This window comes from Rhodococcus parequi (assembly GCF_046042785.1).
In the GTDB taxonomy this organism is placed as follows: domain Bacteria; phylum Actinomycetota; class Actinomycetes; order Mycobacteriales; family Mycobacteriaceae; genus Prescottella; species Prescottella parequi.
In genome coordinates this window covers 108,975-127,025 of sequence record NZ_JBDLNV010000006.1, presented here as the reverse complement: position 1 = coordinate 127,025, position 18,051 = coordinate 108,975, and the positions used below count along the sequence as shown (strand labels likewise).

The window sequence follows — 18,051 nt, the reverse complement described above, 5'->3', positions numbered from 1 at the left end:
ACGCCACGCGATGGGGCGCGCTCCCTCGTCCAGGCGTGACCGGCCACGGTCTGCTCGACGCTTCGACTGACAGGACGGCAACCGGCACAAGCTCAGCACTGTGGACGCTACGCCCCCCGGACCACCCTTGGCTACGGGATTCGTCCACCTCGACCGGACGCAAAGCAACCACCACGACCTCGATAAGCTGCAGCAATGCCGAAACTGGTCGACCCATCGACACAAGGGGGACGATTCGCTCCCAGCCCCTCCGGCGACCTGCATCTCGGCAATCTCCGCACGGCCCTGCTGGCGTGGCTTTTCGCCCGATCCACCGGTCGGCGCTTCCTCGTCCGCGTCGAGGATCTCGACCGGGTGCGGCCCGGGGCGGCGGACCGCCAGCTCGCCGACCTCGCCGCGCTGGGCCTCGACTGGGACGACGACGTCGAGTACCAGTCGGCCCGCCTACCGCTGTACGACGCGGCGATCGCCCGCCTGCAGCGCGCCGGTCTCACGTACGAGTGCTTCTGCACTCGCAAGGAGATCCTGAAGGCCGCGTCGGCGCCGCACGCGCCGGCCGGCGCCTACCCGGGCACGTGCCGGAACCTGTCCGACGAGGCGCGCGCCGAACGGAGGGCCGGTGGACGTCCACCCGCGATCCGACTGCGCGCGGGCACCGACGAGTTCACCGTCCACGACATCCTGCACGGCGACTACACGGGGACGGTCGACGATCTGGTGCTCCGCCGCGGCGACGGCATTCCCGCCTACAACCTCGCGGTCGTCGTCGACGACGCCGCGCAGGGCATCGATCAGGTGGTTCGCGGCGACGATCTGCTGTCGTCCGCTCCGCGGCAGGCCTACCTCGCCGGGCTTCTCGGGTTACCCGCGCCGACGTACGCGCACGTACCGCTGGCGCTCAACTCCGAAGGCAAGCGACTCGCGAAGCGCGACGGCGCGGTGACCCTCGCGGACCAGGCCGCGCTGGGGCACGGCCCCCAGGACGTGCTGGGCATGCTCGCGCGATCGCTGCACATGGCCGACGACGACGAGAACGTGACGCTGCCGCAACTTCTCGATCGCTGGGATCCGAAAGCCCTCTCGCTGGATCCCTGGGTTTACGACACGTGAATCTCCCCTGACCCACCCACCAAACAGACCATTCGCGACGTAGGGTCACGGACGAGAGATTCATCATCGCCGTGAGCAATACCCCGACGACGAGAACCAGGTACACACATGACCAGTGGTGGACAGGATCCGAACCAGAATCCGGAGGGCGGCAACAACGAGCCGCAGCAGGGCGGCACGCCGCCTCCTCCGGGGAACTACCCGCCCCCGCCCGGTGCCACGCCTCCCCCGCCGCCCGGCAACTACCCCCCGCCGCCCGGCAGCTACCCGCCGCCTCCGGGCCAGGGTGGCGGCTACCCGCCCCCGCCGGGAAATTACCCGCCGGGGAACTACCCGCCGCCCGGTCCGGGTGGTGGAGGTGGCGGCTACCCGCCCCCGCCGGGGAACTACCCGCCCGCCGGTGGCTTTCCGCCGCCGCCCGGCAGCTACCCGCCGCCCCCGCCGGCGTACGACTCCGGCTACGGACAGCGCCCTGCGGGTCCGCCTCCCTCCGAGGTGTCGGTCGGCGCCGCCCTTTCCTACGGCTGGAACAGGTACAAGGCCAATCCGGGCGTCTGGATCGGCATCCTGGTCATCGCCTTCCTGATCTCCGTCGCCGTGTCGCTGCCCTTCAGCTTCGGCAGCAACCGCGAGTTCGAGGACTGGAGTGATCTCGCGGCGTCGTCGTTCAGCGTGTGGCAGATCATCGGCAACATCGTCACCGCGATCGTCGGCTATCTGATCTCGGCCGCTCTCATCCGCGGCGCGCTCCACGAGGTCGACGGCCGTCCTCCCGCCTTCGGGTCGTTCTTCGAGTTCAAGAACGTGGGCGCGATCATCATCGCGAGCTTCCTGGTGGGTCTGATGACCGCGATCGGTTTCGTCCTGCTCGTCATTCCGGGTCTGATCCTCATGTTCCTGACCTGGTGGACGCTCGAGTTCGTCGTCGATCAGAACCAGGATGCGATCACCGCGATCAAGTCGAGCTTCCGCGCGATCTCGTCGAACTGGGGCATGCTGCTGCTCCTGGCGATCACGCTGTTCTTCCTCAACATCCTGGGCGTGCTGCTGTGCCTGGTCGGTCTGCTCGTGACCGTGCCCGTCTCGATCATCGCGTCCACGTACGCGTACCGCGTCACGGTCGGCGGTCCCGTCGCCCCGTAGTTCCGCGTTTTGCGCACTTATCGCGTCCTGGGGACCCCCAGCGTCGCGATAAGTGCGCAAAACGGGCGGGGCCGGGGTGCGGATCGGCGTCACACCGCCCCGGATGCTTGGATTGCGCGGTGACAGAGCCAGTACAGTCCCCGCCCCACGCGTCAGATCCGGCGTCCTTCGCCCCAGTCCACCGCGGCTATTACGCCACTTTGGTGGCCCTGTTCACGGCGACTCTGCTGATCTCCAATATCTGCGCCACCAAGGGGGTGGCGTTCTTCGTCGACCAGGATGTCTCGGTCGGCCCCTTCCAGGTCCTGCCGATCATCACCGACGGCGGATTCTTCCTCTTCCCGCTCGCGTACGTCGTCGGCGACGTCCTCAGCGAGGTGTACGGCTTCAAGGCCACCCGCCGCGCGATCTACATCGGCTTCGGCTCGCTGCTGCTGGCGGCGATCAGCTTCTGGCTCACCCAGCAGCTCCCGTCGGCCGACTTCTACGAGAACGAGGCCGCGTTCGACGCCGTCGTCGGCGTGGTGCCGCGCCTGTTGATCGCCGGTCTCGCCGGCTACCTCGTCGGCCAGCTATTGAATTCGGCCGTGCTGGTGCTCATCAAGGAGCGCACCAGGGAGAAGCACCTGTGGGCTCGACTGATCGGCTCGACCGTCGTCGGCGAGTTCGCCGACACCCTGATCTTCTGCTCGATCGCCGCCGGCGCCATCGGCATCTCCACGTGGGACGACTTCGTCAACTACGTGATCATCGGCTTCGTGTGGAAGACACTCGTCGAGATTCTCGTGATGCCGGTGACGTACCGCGTGATCGGGCACGTGAAGAAGCGGGAACCGACCTATGCGCCCGTCGAGGACGGCTTGCTGCCGTAGAACCGTCCCAGCATCTCCGCCTTGTACTCGTCGAAGTAGCCGCCCTCGATGCTCTCCCGGATCCGGTCCACCAGACGCACGGTGAACCGCTCGTTGTGGATGGTGCAGAGCGTCGAGGCGAGCATCTCCTTCGCCTTGAACAGGTGGTGGATGTACGCGCGCGTGTAGTTGGCGCACGTGTAGCAGTCGCACTCGTCGTCGATCGGGGTGAAGTCCCGGCGGAACCGCGCGGTGTTGATGTTGAAGCGGCCGTCCGGGTGGTAGATCGCGGCGTTGCGGGCCACCCGGGACGGGTTGACGCAGTCGAAGGTGTCGGCGCCGTTCTCGATCGCGACGAACATGTCGTCGGGTTCGCTGATGCCGAGCATGTGCCGCGGCTTGTGCTCGGGCAGTTCCTCGTTGACCCAGCGCACGATGGTGCCGAGGTTCTGCTTCTCGAGCGCGCCGCCGATGCCGTAGCCGTCGAAGCCGCGCCCGCTCACGCCGGTGATGGTCTCGAGACCGCGGGCCGCCTGCCGGCGCAGGTCCTCGTACTGCGCGCCCTGCACCACACCGAACAGCGCCTGGTACGGGCGGTGCGCGCGCTCGGCGGTGAGCTTCTCGTGCTCGGCGATGCAGCGCACCGCCCACGCCTGCGTCCGCTCGACGGACTGCTCCTGGTAGCCGCGGGTGTTGAGCAGCGTGGTCAGCTCGTCGAACGCGAACATGATGTCGGCGCCCAACTGGTGCTGGATCTGCATCGACACCTCGGGGGTGAACCGGTGCGCCGAGCCGTCGAGGTGCGACTTGAACGTGACGCCGTCGTCGTCGACGTGCGCGAGGCGCTGCTTGCCCTCGGCGATGACGTCGTCGGACTGCACGCCGACGGCCTCCATCGCGAGCACCTTCTTGAACCCGACGCCCAGCGACATCACCTGGAAGCCGCCGCTGTCGGTGAAGGTGGGGCCGTCCCAGTTCATGAACTTGCCGAGGCCACCGGCCTCGTCGACGATGTCGGAGCCCGGCTGCAGGTACAGGTGGTACGCGTTCGCGAGCACGGCCTGCGTGCCGAGGTCCTTCATCGACTCCGGCAGCACCGCCTTGACGGTGGCCTTGGTGCCGACCGCGATGAACGCCGGGGTCCGGATGTCCCCGTGCGGGGTGTGGATGGTGCCGGTGCGGCCCAACCGGTCGGGCAGGCGGGTGCCCACCGTGAAGAACGGGTCGGGCGGGGTCGGCACAACATCACTCACCTGGCCATGGTGTCACAGCCGAGGCGCGGGACCGCCCCTCCGGGTCAGGCGCGCTCGTGCGCGGTGAGCAGCAGGTACTCCCAGTCCATCGCGAACGACCCGTCCCCGACGTCGAACTGTCGGGCCAGGTCGGCGAGGTCCCGATCCAACGCCGAGACCTTGTCCGGATCGTCGGATATCGCCTTGTACACCGCGATCGTCGGCCCGTAGTTGGCCTTGAAGTAGTCGCGGAACGCCTCGGGTCCGTCGAAGTGGTCGACGTGGACGGTGTCGCGCTGCGCGACGACGTCGGTGACCCGGTCTCCGAGCAGTTCCCGCACGTGAGCTTCGTCGCCCCAGCGCGGCGGCGGCTGCGCCCCGGGCGGGGGCGGCGGCGCGTACGGCTTCATCGCGGCGAACATCCGGCCGATGAAACCGTCCGGTGTCCAGCTGAGCAGGCCGATGGTGCCGCCTGGCTTGCAGACCCGGACCATCTCGTCGGCACTGTCCTGGTGGTGCGGCGCGAACATGACGCCCACGCACGACAACACGACGTCGAAGTCGTCGTCGGCGAACGGCAGCGCCTCCGCGTCGGCCTGCTGCCACTCGAGGTGGGCGCCGCGTTTGGCGGCGAGTTCGCGACCGCGATCGAAGAGTTCCGGGGTGAGGTCCGACGCGACGACCTCGGCGCCGGCAAGCGCGGCGGGGATGGCGGCGTTGCCGGTGCCGGCGCCGACGTCGAGCACCCGCTGGCCGTCGTGGACGCCCGATGCCCGGGCGAGCACCGCGCCGAGTTCGGGGATGACGTCCTCCGCGACGGCCGCGTAGTCGCCCGCCGCCCACACCGCCCGGTGTTTGGCCTTGAGTGCTCGATCGGCTTCCTTGGCTACAAGTGATTCGCTCATGTTTCGAGCGTGCGCCGGGCCGACGGGCGGAACAACCCACCCCGGGGGAACGATTCCGCCACCCCCACCCTCGTGACGTGCGGTTCCGGTCGTCCCGGGCACGCGGTGCGGTGCGGCGATAGGCTTTTTCGAGTCAAGGACCACCGCACAAAGGGAGGCCTTCGCGTGACACCACGCACACCGGCGGGAACCGCGAATTCCGCCCAACACCCGGCCTTCGAGAAGATCGCTCGCGTCGGCCAGGCCGCGAGCGGGGTCGTGCACCTGCTCATCGGCTACATCGTCATCAGGTTGGCGTTCGGCAACGGTGGTACCGCCGATCAGTCGGGGGCTCTCACGACCCTGGCCTCCCAGCCCGGCGGGCGCGTCGCGCTGTGGGTGGCAGCCGTGACCCTGGCAGCCCTGGCCGCGTGGCGGGTGGTGGAAGCCGTCGCCGGGAAGCGGTCCGACGTCGAGAAGCCGTCCGCGCTGGACCGGGCGAAGACCGTGGGCGTCGCGGTGGCCTACCTCGCGCTGGCCTTCACCGCGTTCCAGTTCGCCCGCGGCGGCGGAAAGTCGAGTTCCGAACAGAACGTGGGCCTCAGCGCCCGGTTGATGCAGTCCGGCGGCGGCAAGGCAGTTCTCGTCGCCGTCGGCCTGGTGATCATCGGCATCGGCGGCTACCACGTCTACAAGGGCGGCAAGAAGAAGTTCCTCGACGACCTGCACCGGACGGGACTACCCCGGGTGGCCACACCCCTCGGCGTGGTGGGCTACATCGCGAAGGGCCTGGCGATCGGCGGGGCGGGTGTCCTGGTCATCGTGGCCACGTTCACGACCGATCCCGCCAAGGCGAGCGGGCTGGACGGCGCCGTCAAGACGCTGGGAACGGTCCCGTTCGGTCAGGTTCTCCTCGTCGCGGCCGGACTCGGAATCATCGCCTACGGCGCCTACTGCTTCGTCCTGGCGCGCTACGGGCGGATGTGAACCGCCAGGGCCCCGACCGGACTGGGCGCCGGGCTTCCACAGCCCGATGATCCGACGCCCCCTACGGCACGGCGAAGGTTCCGACACCCGGCGTGATCGGACCGGCCACGGAGAGGATTGCCACGGCGATCTGCCCGGGGCCGGTCTGCAGGGTCGCCGCGGCCGGAATTCCGTTCAGCCCGTCCGACAATCGGGCCGAGCCCGACGCCCCGGTCGACAGATTCAGCCAGTGCACCTCGGACGAGAGCAGGCAGCCCCACCCGCCGTCGTTGCCGCCGGTGACGGTCATCGTGCCGGGCTGTTCGCCGACCACGGCCACACAACGCACCGCGGGCGCGTCGAAGCTGCCGTTCGGATTCCCGTACGGCGCCGGAGCGATCTGGAACGGGACGGTCACCGCCGCGGACGCGATCGCGGTCGGCGCCAGCACCACACCGGCCCCGACGCCGGCGCAGACGGCCAGTCGGCGAACGATTTTCATCACAGGAGCGCCCATATCGGCAAGGATAGGTCCGAACCCGGCGACGAGAAGAAGGAATGGATGCGATGACGAAGTATCTGATCTCGTTCCCGAGCGGCGCACTGGTCCTGCCACCGGAGGAGCTGCAGGTCGTCGCGGACGCGGCGCACGCGGTGGTGGAGGAGGCCAAGGCGGCCGGCGTCTGGGTGTTCGGCGGCGGAATCGACGAGAGCGTGCCCCCGGTCCTGGTCGACGGGGACGGCGCGGTGACCGAGGGCACCTACCCGCAGACGACGCAGCTCGAGGGCGGCTACACCGTGCTGGAGGTACCCACCCGCGAGGCGGCACTGGACTGGGCCGCGCGGTTCGCCGCCGCCTGCCGGTGCGCCCAGGAGGTACGCGCGTTCGCGTACGACCCCGCCAGCTGACGGGGCGCACCGTTCAGTCGCGTCAGTCGCGCGCGAGGTGCGGCGGGAAGCCACCGGTGGCGATCGGACCCCATTCGTCGATGGTGATCCGGATCAGGCTCTTTCCCTGCTTGCGCATCGCGTCGCGGTATTCGTCCCAGTCGGGGTGCTCACCCGAGATGCACCGGAAGTACTCGACGAGCGGCTCGAGGGCATCGGGCATGTCGAGAACCTCGGCCGTGCCGTCGATCTGGACGTAGGCCCCGTTGAACTCGTCGGAGAGCACGCAGACGCTCACGTGCGGATCCCGGCGCACGTTGGCCGCCTTGGCCCGCTGCGGGTAGGTGGAGATGACGATCCGCCCGTCCTGGTCGACGCCGGACGTGACGGGTGAAATCTGCAGTCCCCCGGAACTTTTGTGCGTTATGAGCACACTGCGATGCCTGGGCCGGATGAATTCGAGCAATTGTTCACGGGTGACGGTTTCGGCGGTGGCGACGGCCATGACGCACGCTCCTGGTCGGACGGTCCGGGTACGTTCCCAGCCTATCGGCGGGGCAGCGGCCGGCTCATCGCACCGGTCGGTGCGGCGGCATCGCAGACAGGTTGTCGCGCATCGTCGCAAGCCACTCGCGGTAGCGCTCGTAGGTGGCATCGAGAGCCTCGGCCGGCCAATCGCCCGGGAGGAGTTCGGCCGGGAGGAGCGGATCGGTCTGGAGATGGTTGACGGCGGCGACCATGGTGACGAACCGGGTCGGTTCGTCGCTCGCGTCGTCGAGTGCCTCGAGATAAGCATGCCCGCGAGCCGACCACGCCGGCAGATCCCAGAGCCGCGCGGCGAGCGCGGCGGGGTCGTCGAGCGGCCGGGCCTCGAAACAGGTCGACACCGCGAGAAGGCTGTCCGGCCAGCGCCGACGGAGGTTGGCGGGCCGGGTCCAGACGCCCTCCCGTAGCTCGGCCACCCGCTGGCGAGCCATCTCACCGCGCAGCGCGACGCGGTCGGCAGCGCTCCGTCCCGTGGTCGTCACGACGGCGATCTCCCAGGTACCGGTCCACTCACGGCGGTCCGGAGCCGTCACGTCCCGTTGGCGGCGAGCGAGTCGGTCGGACAACGTGTACGTACCGTCGCGACGCGTCAGGTCGCCACTGGCGACCATCCGCGAGAGCGCAACCCGCGTGGTGGATTCCGAGATCCCGAACAGCCCCATGGCGCCCACGATCTCGCGACCGCTCAGGGTCGGCGGCTGCGCGCCGAGCAGCAGGCTCAACACCGCCGATCGGGCCGGAACGGGGGGGACGAGGGGTCTGGGCATCGAGTCCGGACGTTACACCAGCAGCGGTATTACACTCTTGCGTCACCTGATGAGTATGTGTAACGCTTCGTCCGTGTGGTCGCCGCTGCGTGACAGGGGATAGCGGACGGGCGGGGCCACACCTCGACCGTTTCGACCGCTGCGGGCGTCGCCCTGCACGCCGCCCATCCATTCGCCACGGATCCAGGAGCCACCATGACGGAAACGAATGTGACGCCGAGCGGCCTCGGCGTCGAACCACCTGCCGCACCGTCGCGCGCTCTCCGGGCAAGCCCCGCGAGCGTCACCGACGATCCGCTCGCCCCGGGGACATTCGGGCGGTGGATCGCCGGGCATCCACTCGTGTTGCTCTACGCGAACGTCCCCGCGCTGATCATGCCGACGCTGCACCCGAAGATCGCCCACGTGCTCAGCGAGAAGGACCGCGCTCTCAACGGCACGGACACCCTTCCCGACTTGCAGTCCAACGCCCGCCGATTGATCAGCACCTACGAGATGGTGATGGGAATCGTCTTCGCAGGTCCCGAGGCGGACGAGGTGGCACACGGGCTGCACGAACTGCACCGCCCGATCTCCGGGACCATGCCCGACGGCTCCCGCTACCACGCCTGGAACAACGATGTGTGGAACTGGACCTGGGGATCGATCCTCAAGGGCGGCATGGCCATCGCCGACGCCTTCGGATTGTTCCGCACCGATGACGAGCGCGAACAGGCCTACCGGGCACTCGACGAGATCGGTCGCCGCTACGGCGTGCGCAGCCTTCCCGATACCTACGCGGCCTTCGTCGAGTACTGGACACCGATCGTCGAGGAGACGCTCGTGGTGGGCCCCGAGGTCCGGTTCATAGTCGACCACGCGATGACCCTCGCGAAGCCGCGCGGTTGGAACCGCCTCCCCACGCCGCTGTGGCGGTTGATCTCCCTACCGGCGACCCGGACGATCCGCGTCGGCGTCCTCGCCGGGGTGCCGCAACGATTCCATGCGGACATGGGCCTGCGGGTCACCCGCCTCGACCGCCTCGAGCGACGGCTGCACGCCCTGTTCTGGCGCTGCGTCCCCCGCCCGATCTCGGGCGCGTTCGCGCCGGTGTACTTCGGACTCCGGAGGCGCTACGGCACGCCCGGCTGGCGAACATTCTATTCCCGCGAACGACTGGCCGCCGCCAGAGCTGCCGCCGACACCGGCCTTCCGAACACCGAGGCCCCGTGAACGGCCGCCGCGGTCCGAACGGAGCAGCCGTGACCGATGCCCGACCACCCGTAGCCGTCGACCACGACGGCCCCGTCACGATCGTCTCGATAGATCGCCCACACGTACGCAACGCCGTCGATCGCACCACCGCCGAGGCGCTGACCGACGCCTTCCGCATCTTCGACGAAGACGCCGGCGCCGATGTGGCCGTTCTTCACGGAAGAGGGGGAACATTCTGCGCTGGTGCGGATCTCGCCGCCATAGCCGCGGGACGCCCCAACCGTTTCGGGCCCGACGGGGATGCCCCTCTGGGGGTGACCCGGATGCGGCTCGCCAAACCGGTGATCGCCGCGATCGACGGCCACGCCGTCGCGGGCGGGTTGGAGCTGGCGGTGTGGGCCGACCTGCGGGTCGCCTCCGCGGATGCGATCCTCGGCGTCTTCTGCCGACGGTGGGGAGTACCCCTCATCGACGGTGGTACCGTCCGGCTCCCCCGTCTCATCGGCACGAGCCACGCCATGGATCTGATCCTCACAGGCCGACCCGTCACGGCGGACGAGGCCCTCCGGATGGGTTTGGTCAACCGCGTCGTACCCACGGGAGACGCGTTGACTGCGGCCCTCGCTCTGGCACACCAGCTCTCGGCCTTCCCGCAGAAGTGCCTCAGGCACGACCGCCTGTCGGTTCTCGAACAGGACGGGTTGGACGAAAGCGCCGCCCTTGGCAACGAGTACCGACACGGCGCCGTCTCGGTGTCCGCGGACGCAATCGCCGGCGCACAGCGTTTCGCCACCGGCTCCGGGCGCCACGGGGCCTTCACGAACCGATCGACGGACCACACGGAGAAGGAGTAACCGACGGTGCCTACTCATCATGTGACCAATCAGGTCCCACCGCTCGCGGATGTCGACGGGACCGACTCGCCGGTGATCGCCGACGTGCTACGCAGATCCCGATTGGATCCCGGTGCCGTGGAGGAGATTCGCGAGCTCGGCGAGCTCGCCGGTTCCGCGGAGGCGCTCGCGCTCGGTGACCTGGCCGAAGCCCATCCGCCGGTCCTGAACACCCATGACCGGTACGGCAACCGCGTGGACGAGGTGGTGTACGACCCGGCGTACCACCGACTGATGGAGCACGCGGTGCGCAACGGACTGCACGCCGCCCCGTGGGCGGATCCGCGCGCCGACGCGCATCTGATCCGCGCGTTGAAGTTCAGCGTGTGGGGGCACGTGGATGCCGGGCACGGCTGCCCGGTATCGATGACCTACGCCGTCGTCCCCGCCCTGCGCACCTCACCCGCGCTGGCGTCGCAGTTCGAACCACTTCTGTGTGCGCCGCACTACGATCCGGAGCTGCGCGAGCCGACGAGCAAACGCGGCCTCCTCGCCGGGATGTCGATGACGGAGAAACAGGGGGGATCCGATGTCCGGGCCAACACCACCGATGCCCTCCCCCGATCCGACGGCACCTACCGTCTCACCGGCCACAAATGGTTCACCTCGGCCCCGATGTCGGACATCTTCCTCGTTCTCGCGCAGGCGCCGAGCGGGCTGTCGTGTTTCCTCGTCCCGCGGGTCCTTCCCGACGGCACCCGCAACACCTTCAACCTGCAGAGACTCAAGGACAAGCTCGGCAACCGCTCCAATGCCAGCAGCGAAGTGGAGTACGACGACACGGTCGGCTGGCTCGTCGGCGAGGAGGGACGCGGGGTGAAGACCATCGTCGAGATGGTGAACCTCACCAGGCTCGACTGCGTCCTGGGAACCGCCACCGCGATGCGCGCCGGCCTCGCGCAGGCAGCGCATCACGCCGCCCACCGCTCGGCGTTCGGAGCGCCCCTGAACGAACAGCCGTTGATGCGAAACGTGCTGGCGGACCTCGCCGTCGAGGCCGAGGCCGCAACCACCGCAGCGCTGTGGCTCGCCGAACTCACCGATCGTTCCGTGCGCGGCGACCAGCGCTCCGCGCTTCTCCGCCGGATCGGTCTCGCTGTCACCAAGTATCACGTGTGCAAACGCGGTCCGATCCATGCGGCCGAGGCTCTGGAATGCCTGGGCGGAAACGGCTATGTCGAGGAGTCGCGGATGCCCCGCCTCTACCGGGAGGCGCCCCTGATGTCGATCTGGGAAGGATCGGGCAACGTCGCGGCGCTCGACGCCCTGCGCGCCTTCGCCAAGCAACCGGAGACGCTGGGAATCTTCCTCGACGAGGTCAAGAGCGCCGCGGGGGTGGACCGGCAACTCGACGACGCGGTGGCGCGACTCGAGAGGACCCTGGTCGGGATCGACCCGGCGGACCCGAACGCACTGCAGTACAACGCTCGTCGCATCGTGGGTGACATGGCCGCGCTTCTGCAGGGCTCGCTACTCGTACGTTTCGGCCATCCTGCGGTGGCGGACGCCTTCACCGCCACCCGCCTCGGCGGGGACCGGGGCGACGTATTCGGGACCCTGCCCGAGGGCCTCGACATCCGCGCCCTCGTCGCCCGCGCCACTCCGAAGACGGGAGCACACCGGTGACCGCGTTCGACGACGGCGCCGGCGACCGCCCCGCGGCATGGCGCGAACCCCTTACCGACAGAGAGCAGTTCGCCGATCGACCGCAGCCGACGACAGCACCGACTATCGAACCCTCACCTATCGAGTCACCGACCGAATCGCCCGGATCACCTTCGACCGCCCGGAACACGGAAACGCCATCACCGCTGACACGCCCGTCGAACTCGCAGCGGCGGTGGAACGTGCCGATCTCGATCCGCGGGTCCACGTCATCGTCGTGTCCGGACGCGGGAAGGGGTTCTGCGGCGGCTACGATCTGTCCGTGTACGCCGAGAACGCCGGCTCCCCCGCGGAACGTTCCGATCTCACCGGAACCGTGATCGACCCCGTGGTGCAGGCACGTAACCATGATCCCTCCGGCACCTGGGACCCCACGATCGACTACCAGATGATGAGTCGCTTCAATCGGGGCTTCGCCAGCCTCCTGTACGCGAACAAGCCGACGGTCGCGAAGCTGCACGGGTTCGCCGTCGCCGGCGGCACCGATATCGCGCTGTACGCGGACCAGATCATCTGCGCCGACGACACCCGCATCGGCTACCCGCCCACGCGGGTGTGGGGTGTGCCGGCAGCGGGGATGTGGGCCCATCGCCTCGGTGACCAGCGCGCCAAACGTCTGCTCCTGACCGGCGACAGCATCACCGGGGCCCAGGCCGCGGAATGGGGACTCGCCGTCGAAGCTCCACCGGCACACCGGCTCGACGAGCGGACCGAGGATCTCCTGGCTCGCATCGCCGCCGTACCGATCAATCAGTTGATCATGACGAAACTGGCCCTCAACAGTGCACTGCTCGCGCAGGGTGTGGCCAACTCCGGCATGATCAGCACCGTCTTCGACGGCATCGCTCGACACACCAGCGAGGGCTACGCCTTCCAACGCCGCGCCGCTCGAACCGGTTTCCGCAACGCTGTGGACGAACGGGACCGGCCGTACGGTGATGCGAGACGAGGCGGCGATCGCACGGGAGCGACGCGTGCGGACGCGACGGACGCGCCTGGAGTCGTCAGCGAAACGCCGCGTGACCCGTGAGCGCCCGGCCGATGGACAGCAGGTGCATCTCACTGGTGCCCTCGTAGGTGAGCACCGACTCGAGGTTGTTGGCGTGCCGCAGTGGCGAGTACTCGAGGGTGATGCCGTTGGCGCCGAGGATGGTCCGGCACTCTCGGGCGATCGCGATGGCCTCACGGACGTTGTTGAGCTTGCCGACGCTGATCTGGTCGGGGGTGATCTCGCCGCGATCCTTCATGCGGCCCAACTGGATCGCCAGCAGCATGCCCTTGCCGAGTTCGAGGGTCATGTCCGCCAGCTTCTCCTGCGTGAGTTGGTATCCGGCGAGCGGGCGATCGAACACCTCACGCGTTCCGGCGTAGGCGATCGCGGTCTCCAGGCTGTCCCGGGCCGCGCCGAGCGCGCCGAACACGATGCCGAAGCGGGCCTCGTTGAGACACGACAGCGGCGCGCCCAGCCCGCGCGCCTCGGGCAGCTGTGCCGATGCCGGCAGGCGGACGCCGTCGAGCACCAACTCGGATGTCACGGACGCCCGCATCGAGAGCTTGCCGTGCACGGTGTTCGCCGTGAAACCCGCTGTACTCCGTGGGGACGACGAAGCCGCGCACGCCGTCGTCGGTCTGCGCCCACACGGTCGCGACGTCGGCGAGACTGCCGTTGGTGATCCACATCTTGGTGCCGTCGAGGACCCAGTCGGAGCCGTCGCGGCGGGCGCGGGTGCGCATCCCGGCAGGATTGGAGCCGAAGTCGGGCTCGGTGAGGCCGAAGCAGCCCAGCGCCTCACCGGATGCCAAGCGCGGCAACCACTCCTGCTTCTGCTCCTCCGAGCCGTAGCGGTGGATGGAGAACATCGACAGCGAGCCCTGCACCGAGACGAAGCTGCGCAGTCCGCTGTCGCCCGCCTCGAGTTCGAGGCACGCGAGGCCGTAGCTGACCGCATTGGTACCGGCGCACCCGTAGCCGTGCAGGTGCATGCCGAACAGTCCGAGACCGCCGAGCTCGGGCGCGATCTCCCGTGGCAGCGTTCCCGATTCGAACCATTCGGGCAGCTGTGGACGCAGCCGCTCGTCGACGAGCCGCCGGACCGTGGCCTGGATGTCGCGCTCCTCGTCGGAGAGGAGGGCGTCGATCCCGAACAGGTCCAGCGGCTCCATCGTCATGTCAGTCCACCGCTCCCACGAATTGACTGTTGTACAGGTTGAAGTACGCGCCGCGCCGCTCGAGCAACGCGTCGTGGCTGCCCTGCTCGACGATGTGTCCGTCCTCCATGACGACGATCAGGTCGGCGTCGCGGATCGTGGACAACCGGTGCGCGATCACGAAACTCGTCCGGTCGCTGCGCAGTAGCGCGGTCGCCTGCTGCACCAGCAGCTCGGTGCGGGTGTCCACCGAGCTGGTGGCCTCGTCGAGGATCAGGATGGACGGCTGCGCGATGAACGCGCGGGCGATCGTGATGAGCTGCTTCTCGCCGGCACTGACGTTGCTGCCCTCTTCGTCGATGACCGTGTCGTAGCCGTCGGGCAGCATGTGCACGAAGCGGTCGACGTAGCTCATCCGGGCCGCCTCGCGGACCTGCTCGTCGGTGGCGTTCGGGTGCCCGTACGCGATGTTGTCGCGGATGGTGCCGCCGAACAGCCACGTGTCCTGCAGGACCATGCCGATCCGCGAACGCAGATCGTCACGGGTCATCTGCGCGATGTCGGTGCCGTCGAGGGTGATCCGGCCGCCGTCGAGCTCGTAGAACCGCATGATGAGGTTCACCAGCGTCGTCTTGCCGGCGCCCGTGGGGCCGACGATCGCGACCATCTGGCCGGGCTCCGCGGTGAGCGAGAGCCCCTCGATGAGCGGGGTCTGCGCGTCGTAGCCGAACCGGACGTCCTCGAACTGCACACGGCCGCGGGCCTGCGCGGGGGTGGCGGCGGGATCCGGATCGTCGGACTCCTCCTCCTCGTCGAGGACCGCGAACACACGCTCGGCGGACGCGATGCCCGACTGCAGCAGGTTGACCATCGAACCGATCTGCGTGAGCGGCTGCGTGAACTGGCGCGAGTACTGGATGAACGCCTGCACGTCACCCAGGCTCATGGTGCCCGAGGCGACCCGCATACCGCCGATCACGGCGATCGCGACGTAGTTCAGGTTGCCCAGGAACATGATCGCCGGCATCACCATGCCCGAGATGAACTGTGCCTTGAAGCCCGACTGGTAGAGCTGCTCGTTCTTCACCTGGAACTCGGCCTGTACCTCGCGGCCGCGGCCGTACGCGGTGACGAGCTCGTGCCCGGTGAGGGACTCCTCGATCTGTCCGTTGAGTTCACCGGTAGTCTTCCACACCGCCGCGAAGTGCGGCTTGGACCGCTTCGCGATCTTGGCCGCGACGATCGCCGACAGCGGCACGGTGAGCACCGCGATGAGGGCCAGCAGCGGCGAGATCACGATCATCATCGCGAGGATGCCGATGACGCTCAGCGTCGCGATCACCAGCTGGCTCAGCGTCTGCTGCAGGCTCTGCGAGACGTTGTCGATGTCGTTGGTGACGCGGCTGAGCAGGTCACCGCGCGACGTCGTGTCGAAGTACCGCAACGGAAGTCGGTTGATCTTGCGCTCGACGTCGTTGCGGAGCTGGCGCACCACACCCTGCACGATGTTGTTGAGCAGGTACGCGGCCGCCCACGACACGAACGCCGACCCGAGGTACAGGGCCAACACCAGCGCGAGCACCTGACCGACCTCGGTGAAGTCGATACCGACACCGGGCACGACGTCCATGCCGGACACCATGTCGGCGAACTGGTTCTGGCCGGCCGCACGCAGACCCTCGACCGCCTGGGCCTTGGTCAGGCCCTCGGGCAGCTGCCGGCCGATGACGCCGTCGAAGATGATGTTGGTGGCGTGGCCCATCAGGCGCGGGCCGATCACCGACAGCACGACGCTCGACACCGCGAGGATCAGGACGAACGTCACCGCCAATCGGTGCGGACCGAGCCGCCCGAGCAGGCGCTTCATCGAAGCGCCGAAGTTCTCCGCCTTCGCGGCGGGTGCCCCCGGGGCGCCGGGAATGGGGGGTGAGGATTGGGTCGCGGTGCTCACAGCGCCTCCTGAACCGAACGCTGGGACTCGACGATCTCCACGTATGTCGCGCACGTCTCGAGCAACTGCGCGTGCGTGCCGATGCCGACGGTCGCGCCCTCCTCGAGAACGATGATCTGGTCGGCGTCGGCGATCGTCGAGACGCGCTGGGCCACGATGATCACGCAGGCATCCTCGGTTTCGGGTCGCAGTGCCGCACGCAGCCGGGCGTCGGTGGTGAGATCGAGCGCCGAGAAGGAGTCGTCGAACAGGTAGACCGACGGCCGCCGCACGAGCGCGCGGGCGATCGCGAGACGCTGGCGCTGTCCGCCGGAGACGGTCGTGCCGCCCTGGGAGATCGGCGTCTCCAGGCCCTCGGGCATGGCGCGGACGAAGTCGGCGGCCTGCGCGATCTCGAGCGCCTGCCACAGCTCGTCGTCGGTGGCGTCGGGCTTGCCGTAGCGGAGGTTGCTCGCGACGGTGCCGGAGAACAGGAACGCCTTCTGCGGAACCAGGCCGATGTGGGAGCGCAGCAGCTCCGGATCGAGCTCGCGGACGTCGGTACCCGACACGGTGACCGCGCCCGACGTGACGTCGATGAGCCGCGGGATCAGCCCGAGCAGCGTGGTCTTGCCGGAGCCGGTGGCACCGATGATCGCGGTGGTCTTGCCGGGTTCGGCGGTGAAGCTGATGCCGCGCAGCACGGGCTCGTCGGCGCCGGGGTACTTGAACTCCGCGTCACGCAGCTCGACGAGCGCGGGACGGTCCATGACCGTGATCGGGTTCGACGGCGCCAGTACCGACGGCTCGGTGTCGAGGACCTCGGTGATGCGTTCGGCACACACCGCCGCACGCGGGGCGAGCATTGCGATCATCGACGCCATCATCACGGCCATGAGGATCTGCATGATGTAGCTGAGCATCGCGGTGAGCGAGCCGATACCCATGCTGCCGTTGTCGATCTCGTGGCCGCCGAACCAGATCACCGCGACGCTGGTGAGGTTGGCGATCATCATCACGAGCGGGATCATCAGCGCCGTCATCCGGCCGACCCGCAGGGCCGTCTGGGTGAGGGCGCCGTTGGCCTCGTCGAACCGTTCGGCCTCCGAGCGTTCCCGCACGAACGCCCGCACCACCCGGATGCCGGTGATCTGTTCGCGCAGAACCCGGTTCACCGCGTCGATGCGCGTCTGCATGGTGCGGAACGACGGCACCAGCTTGGTGATCATCACGATCATGGTCAGCGCGAGCAGTGGGACGCTCACCGCGAGGATCCACGACAGCCCGGCGTCCTCGCGGATCGCCATGATGATGCCGCCGACGCACATGATCGGCGCCATCACCAGGATGGTGGCGCTCAGCACCACCATCATCTGCACCTGCTGCACGTCGTTGGTGCTGCGGGTGATGAGCGACGGGGCGCCGAAACGGCCGAACTCGCGGGACGAGAACGACCGGGCGCGGCCGACGATCGAGGCACGCACGTCGCGGCCGAAGCCCATCGCCGCCCGGGCACCGAAGAAGACCGATCCGATGGAGCAGACGATCTGCACCAGCGTCACGAGCAGCATCTTGCCGCCGGCCGTCATGATGTAGCCGGTGTCACCGGTCGCCACTCCGTTGTCGATCAGGTCGGCGTTGACGCTGGGGAGATACAGCGCAGCGCCGGTAGCGACGAGTTGGAGGAAGATGACGCCGGCGAGGTCGCGCTTGTAGGGCCCCAGATAGGTGCCGAGGAGTCTGATCAGCATGGTTTGCGAAGGTTACCAATCGGAAGGACGAAAAAGGAGGGATCGAGCCCATATCCCGGGGCCCGATCCCTCCCTCTTCATCG

At 68.5% G+C, this 18,051-nt stretch carries 15 protein-coding genes and 2 pseudogenes; 9 read left to right on the top strand and 8 right to left on the bottom strand.

Annotated features, from left to right (window positions below; genetic code table 11):
* Positions 1–195 precede the first annotated feature (195 nt).
* From gluQRS to ABEU20_RS17725, 3 genes are all read left to right on the top strand, one after another.
* Positions 196–1,110, top strand: coding sequence for a tRNA glutamyl-Q(34) synthetase GluQRS (gene gluQRS / locus ABEU20_RS17735; protein ID WP_420165702.1), 915 nt, complete (start codon positions 196–198; stop codon positions 1,108–1,110).
* Between the two features lie 108 nt (positions 1,111–1,218).
* Positions 1,219–2,253 (top strand): DUF2189 domain-containing protein, encoded by a 1,035-nt coding sequence (locus tag ABEU20_RS17730; protein ID WP_420165701.1) that lies wholly within the window; start codon positions 1,219–1,221, stop codon positions 2,251–2,253.
* A 119-nt stretch (positions 2,254–2,372) separates the two neighbouring features.
* Positions 2,373–3,125, top strand: coding sequence for a queuosine precursor transporter (locus ABEU20_RS17725; RefSeq protein ID WP_420165700.1), 753 nt, complete (start codon positions 2,373–2,375; stop codon positions 3,123–3,125).
* Here the strand turns inward: ABEU20_RS17725 and tgt are convergent.
* The gene (tgt, locus tag ABEU20_RS17720) at positions 3,092–4,357 is read right to left on the bottom strand and encodes a tRNA guanosine(34) transglycosylase Tgt (RefSeq protein ID WP_420165699.1); all 1,266 of its coding nucleotides are present in this window, start codon (positions 4,355–4,357) and stop codon (positions 3,092–3,094) included. The genes ABEU20_RS17725 and tgt overlap by 34 nt on opposite strands.
* A 44-nt stretch (positions 4,358–4,401) precedes the next feature.
* Positions 4,402–5,241, bottom strand: coding sequence for a class I SAM-dependent methyltransferase (locus ABEU20_RS17715; protein WP_420165698.1), 840 nt, complete (start codon positions 5,239–5,241; stop codon positions 4,402–4,404).
* A gap of 165 nt (positions 5,242–5,406) precedes the next feature.
* On the opposite strand from ABEU20_RS17715, the gene ABEU20_RS17710 reads away from it, so the two are divergent.
* Positions 5,407–6,207, top strand: a complete 801-nt coding sequence (locus ABEU20_RS17710) for a DUF1206 domain-containing protein (RefSeq protein ID WP_420165697.1) — start codon at positions 5,407–5,409, stop codon at positions 6,205–6,207.
* Positions 6,208–6,268: 61 nt separating this feature from the next.
* Here ABEU20_RS17710 and ABEU20_RS17705 read toward each other — a convergent pair whose 3' ends face one another.
* The gene (locus ABEU20_RS17705) at positions 6,269–6,703 is read right to left on the bottom strand and encodes a hypothetical protein (protein WP_420165696.1); all 435 of its coding nucleotides are present in this window, start codon (positions 6,701–6,703) and stop codon (positions 6,269–6,271) included.
* A gap of 50 nt (positions 6,704–6,753) precedes the next feature.
* On the opposite strand from ABEU20_RS17705, the gene ABEU20_RS17700 reads away from it, so the two are divergent.
* Entirely contained in the window at positions 6,754–7,095 is a 342-nt protein-coding gene (locus tag ABEU20_RS17700) for a YciI family protein (RefSeq protein WP_420165695.1), read from the top strand.
* A 22-nt stretch (positions 7,096–7,117) separates the two neighbouring features.
* On the opposite strand, the gene ABEU20_RS17695 is transcribed toward ABEU20_RS17700, so the two are convergent.
* Together ABEU20_RS17695 and ABEU20_RS17690 are read right to left on the bottom strand one after the other, a co-directional pair.
* Positions 7,118–7,579 (bottom strand): PPOX class F420-dependent oxidoreductase, encoded by a 462-nt coding sequence (locus tag ABEU20_RS17695; RefSeq protein ID WP_420165694.1) that lies wholly within the window; start codon positions 7,577–7,579, stop codon positions 7,118–7,120.
* Positions 7,580–7,643: 64 nt separating this feature from the next.
* Positions 7,644–8,387 (bottom strand): PaaX family transcriptional regulator, encoded by a 744-nt coding sequence (locus tag ABEU20_RS17690; protein ID WP_420165693.1) that lies wholly within the window; start codon positions 8,385–8,387, stop codon positions 7,644–7,646.
* A gap of 195 nt (positions 8,388–8,582) precedes the next feature.
* On the opposite strand from ABEU20_RS17690, the gene ABEU20_RS17685 reads away from it, so the two are divergent.
* The 4 genes and pseudogenes from ABEU20_RS17685 (at position 8,583) to ABEU20_RS17670 (ending at position 13,169) form a co-directional block, all read left to right on the top strand.
* Complete coding sequence (locus ABEU20_RS17685; protein ID WP_420165692.1) at positions 8,583–9,599, top strand: oxygenase MpaB family protein; 1,017 nt, start codon at positions 8,583–8,585, stop codon at positions 9,597–9,599.
* A 29-nt stretch (positions 9,600–9,628) separates the two neighbouring features.
* The gene (locus tag ABEU20_RS17680; protein ID WP_420165691.1) at positions 9,629–10,435 is read left to right on the top strand and encodes a crotonase/enoyl-CoA hydratase family protein; all 807 of its coding nucleotides are present in this window, start codon (positions 9,629–9,631) and stop codon (positions 10,433–10,435) included.
* A gap of 6 nt (positions 10,436–10,441) precedes the next feature.
* Entirely contained in the window at positions 10,442–12,100 is a 1,659-nt protein-coding gene (locus ABEU20_RS17675) for an acyl-CoA dehydrogenase family protein (RefSeq protein ID WP_420165690.1), read from the top strand.
* Positions 12,097–13,169: pseudogene (locus tag ABEU20_RS17670) on the top strand (crotonase/enoyl-CoA hydratase family protein). Before ABEU20_RS17675 ends, ABEU20_RS17670 begins: the two are co-directional and overlap by 4 nt.
* Here the strand turns inward: ABEU20_RS17670 and ABEU20_RS17665 are convergent.
* From ABEU20_RS17665 to ABEU20_RS17655, 3 genes and pseudogenes are all read right to left on the bottom strand, one after another.
* A pseudogene (locus ABEU20_RS17665) lies at positions 13,144–14,308 on the bottom strand (acyl-CoA dehydrogenase family protein). The pseudogenes ABEU20_RS17670 and ABEU20_RS17665 overlap by 26 nt on opposite strands.
* Position 14,309: 1 nt before the next feature.
* Complete coding sequence (locus ABEU20_RS17660; protein ID WP_420165689.1) at positions 14,310–16,238, bottom strand: ABC transporter ATP-binding protein; 1,929 nt, start codon at positions 16,236–16,238, stop codon at positions 14,310–14,312.
* Positions 16,235–17,968: an ABC transporter ATP-binding protein gene (locus ABEU20_RS17655; RefSeq protein ID WP_420165688.1), complete on the bottom strand. Its 1,734-nt coding sequence runs from the start codon at positions 17,966–17,968 to the stop codon at positions 16,235–16,237. The genes ABEU20_RS17660 and ABEU20_RS17655 overlap by 4 nt, the downstream gene beginning before the upstream one ends.
* Positions 17,969–18,051 lie beyond the last annotated feature (83 nt).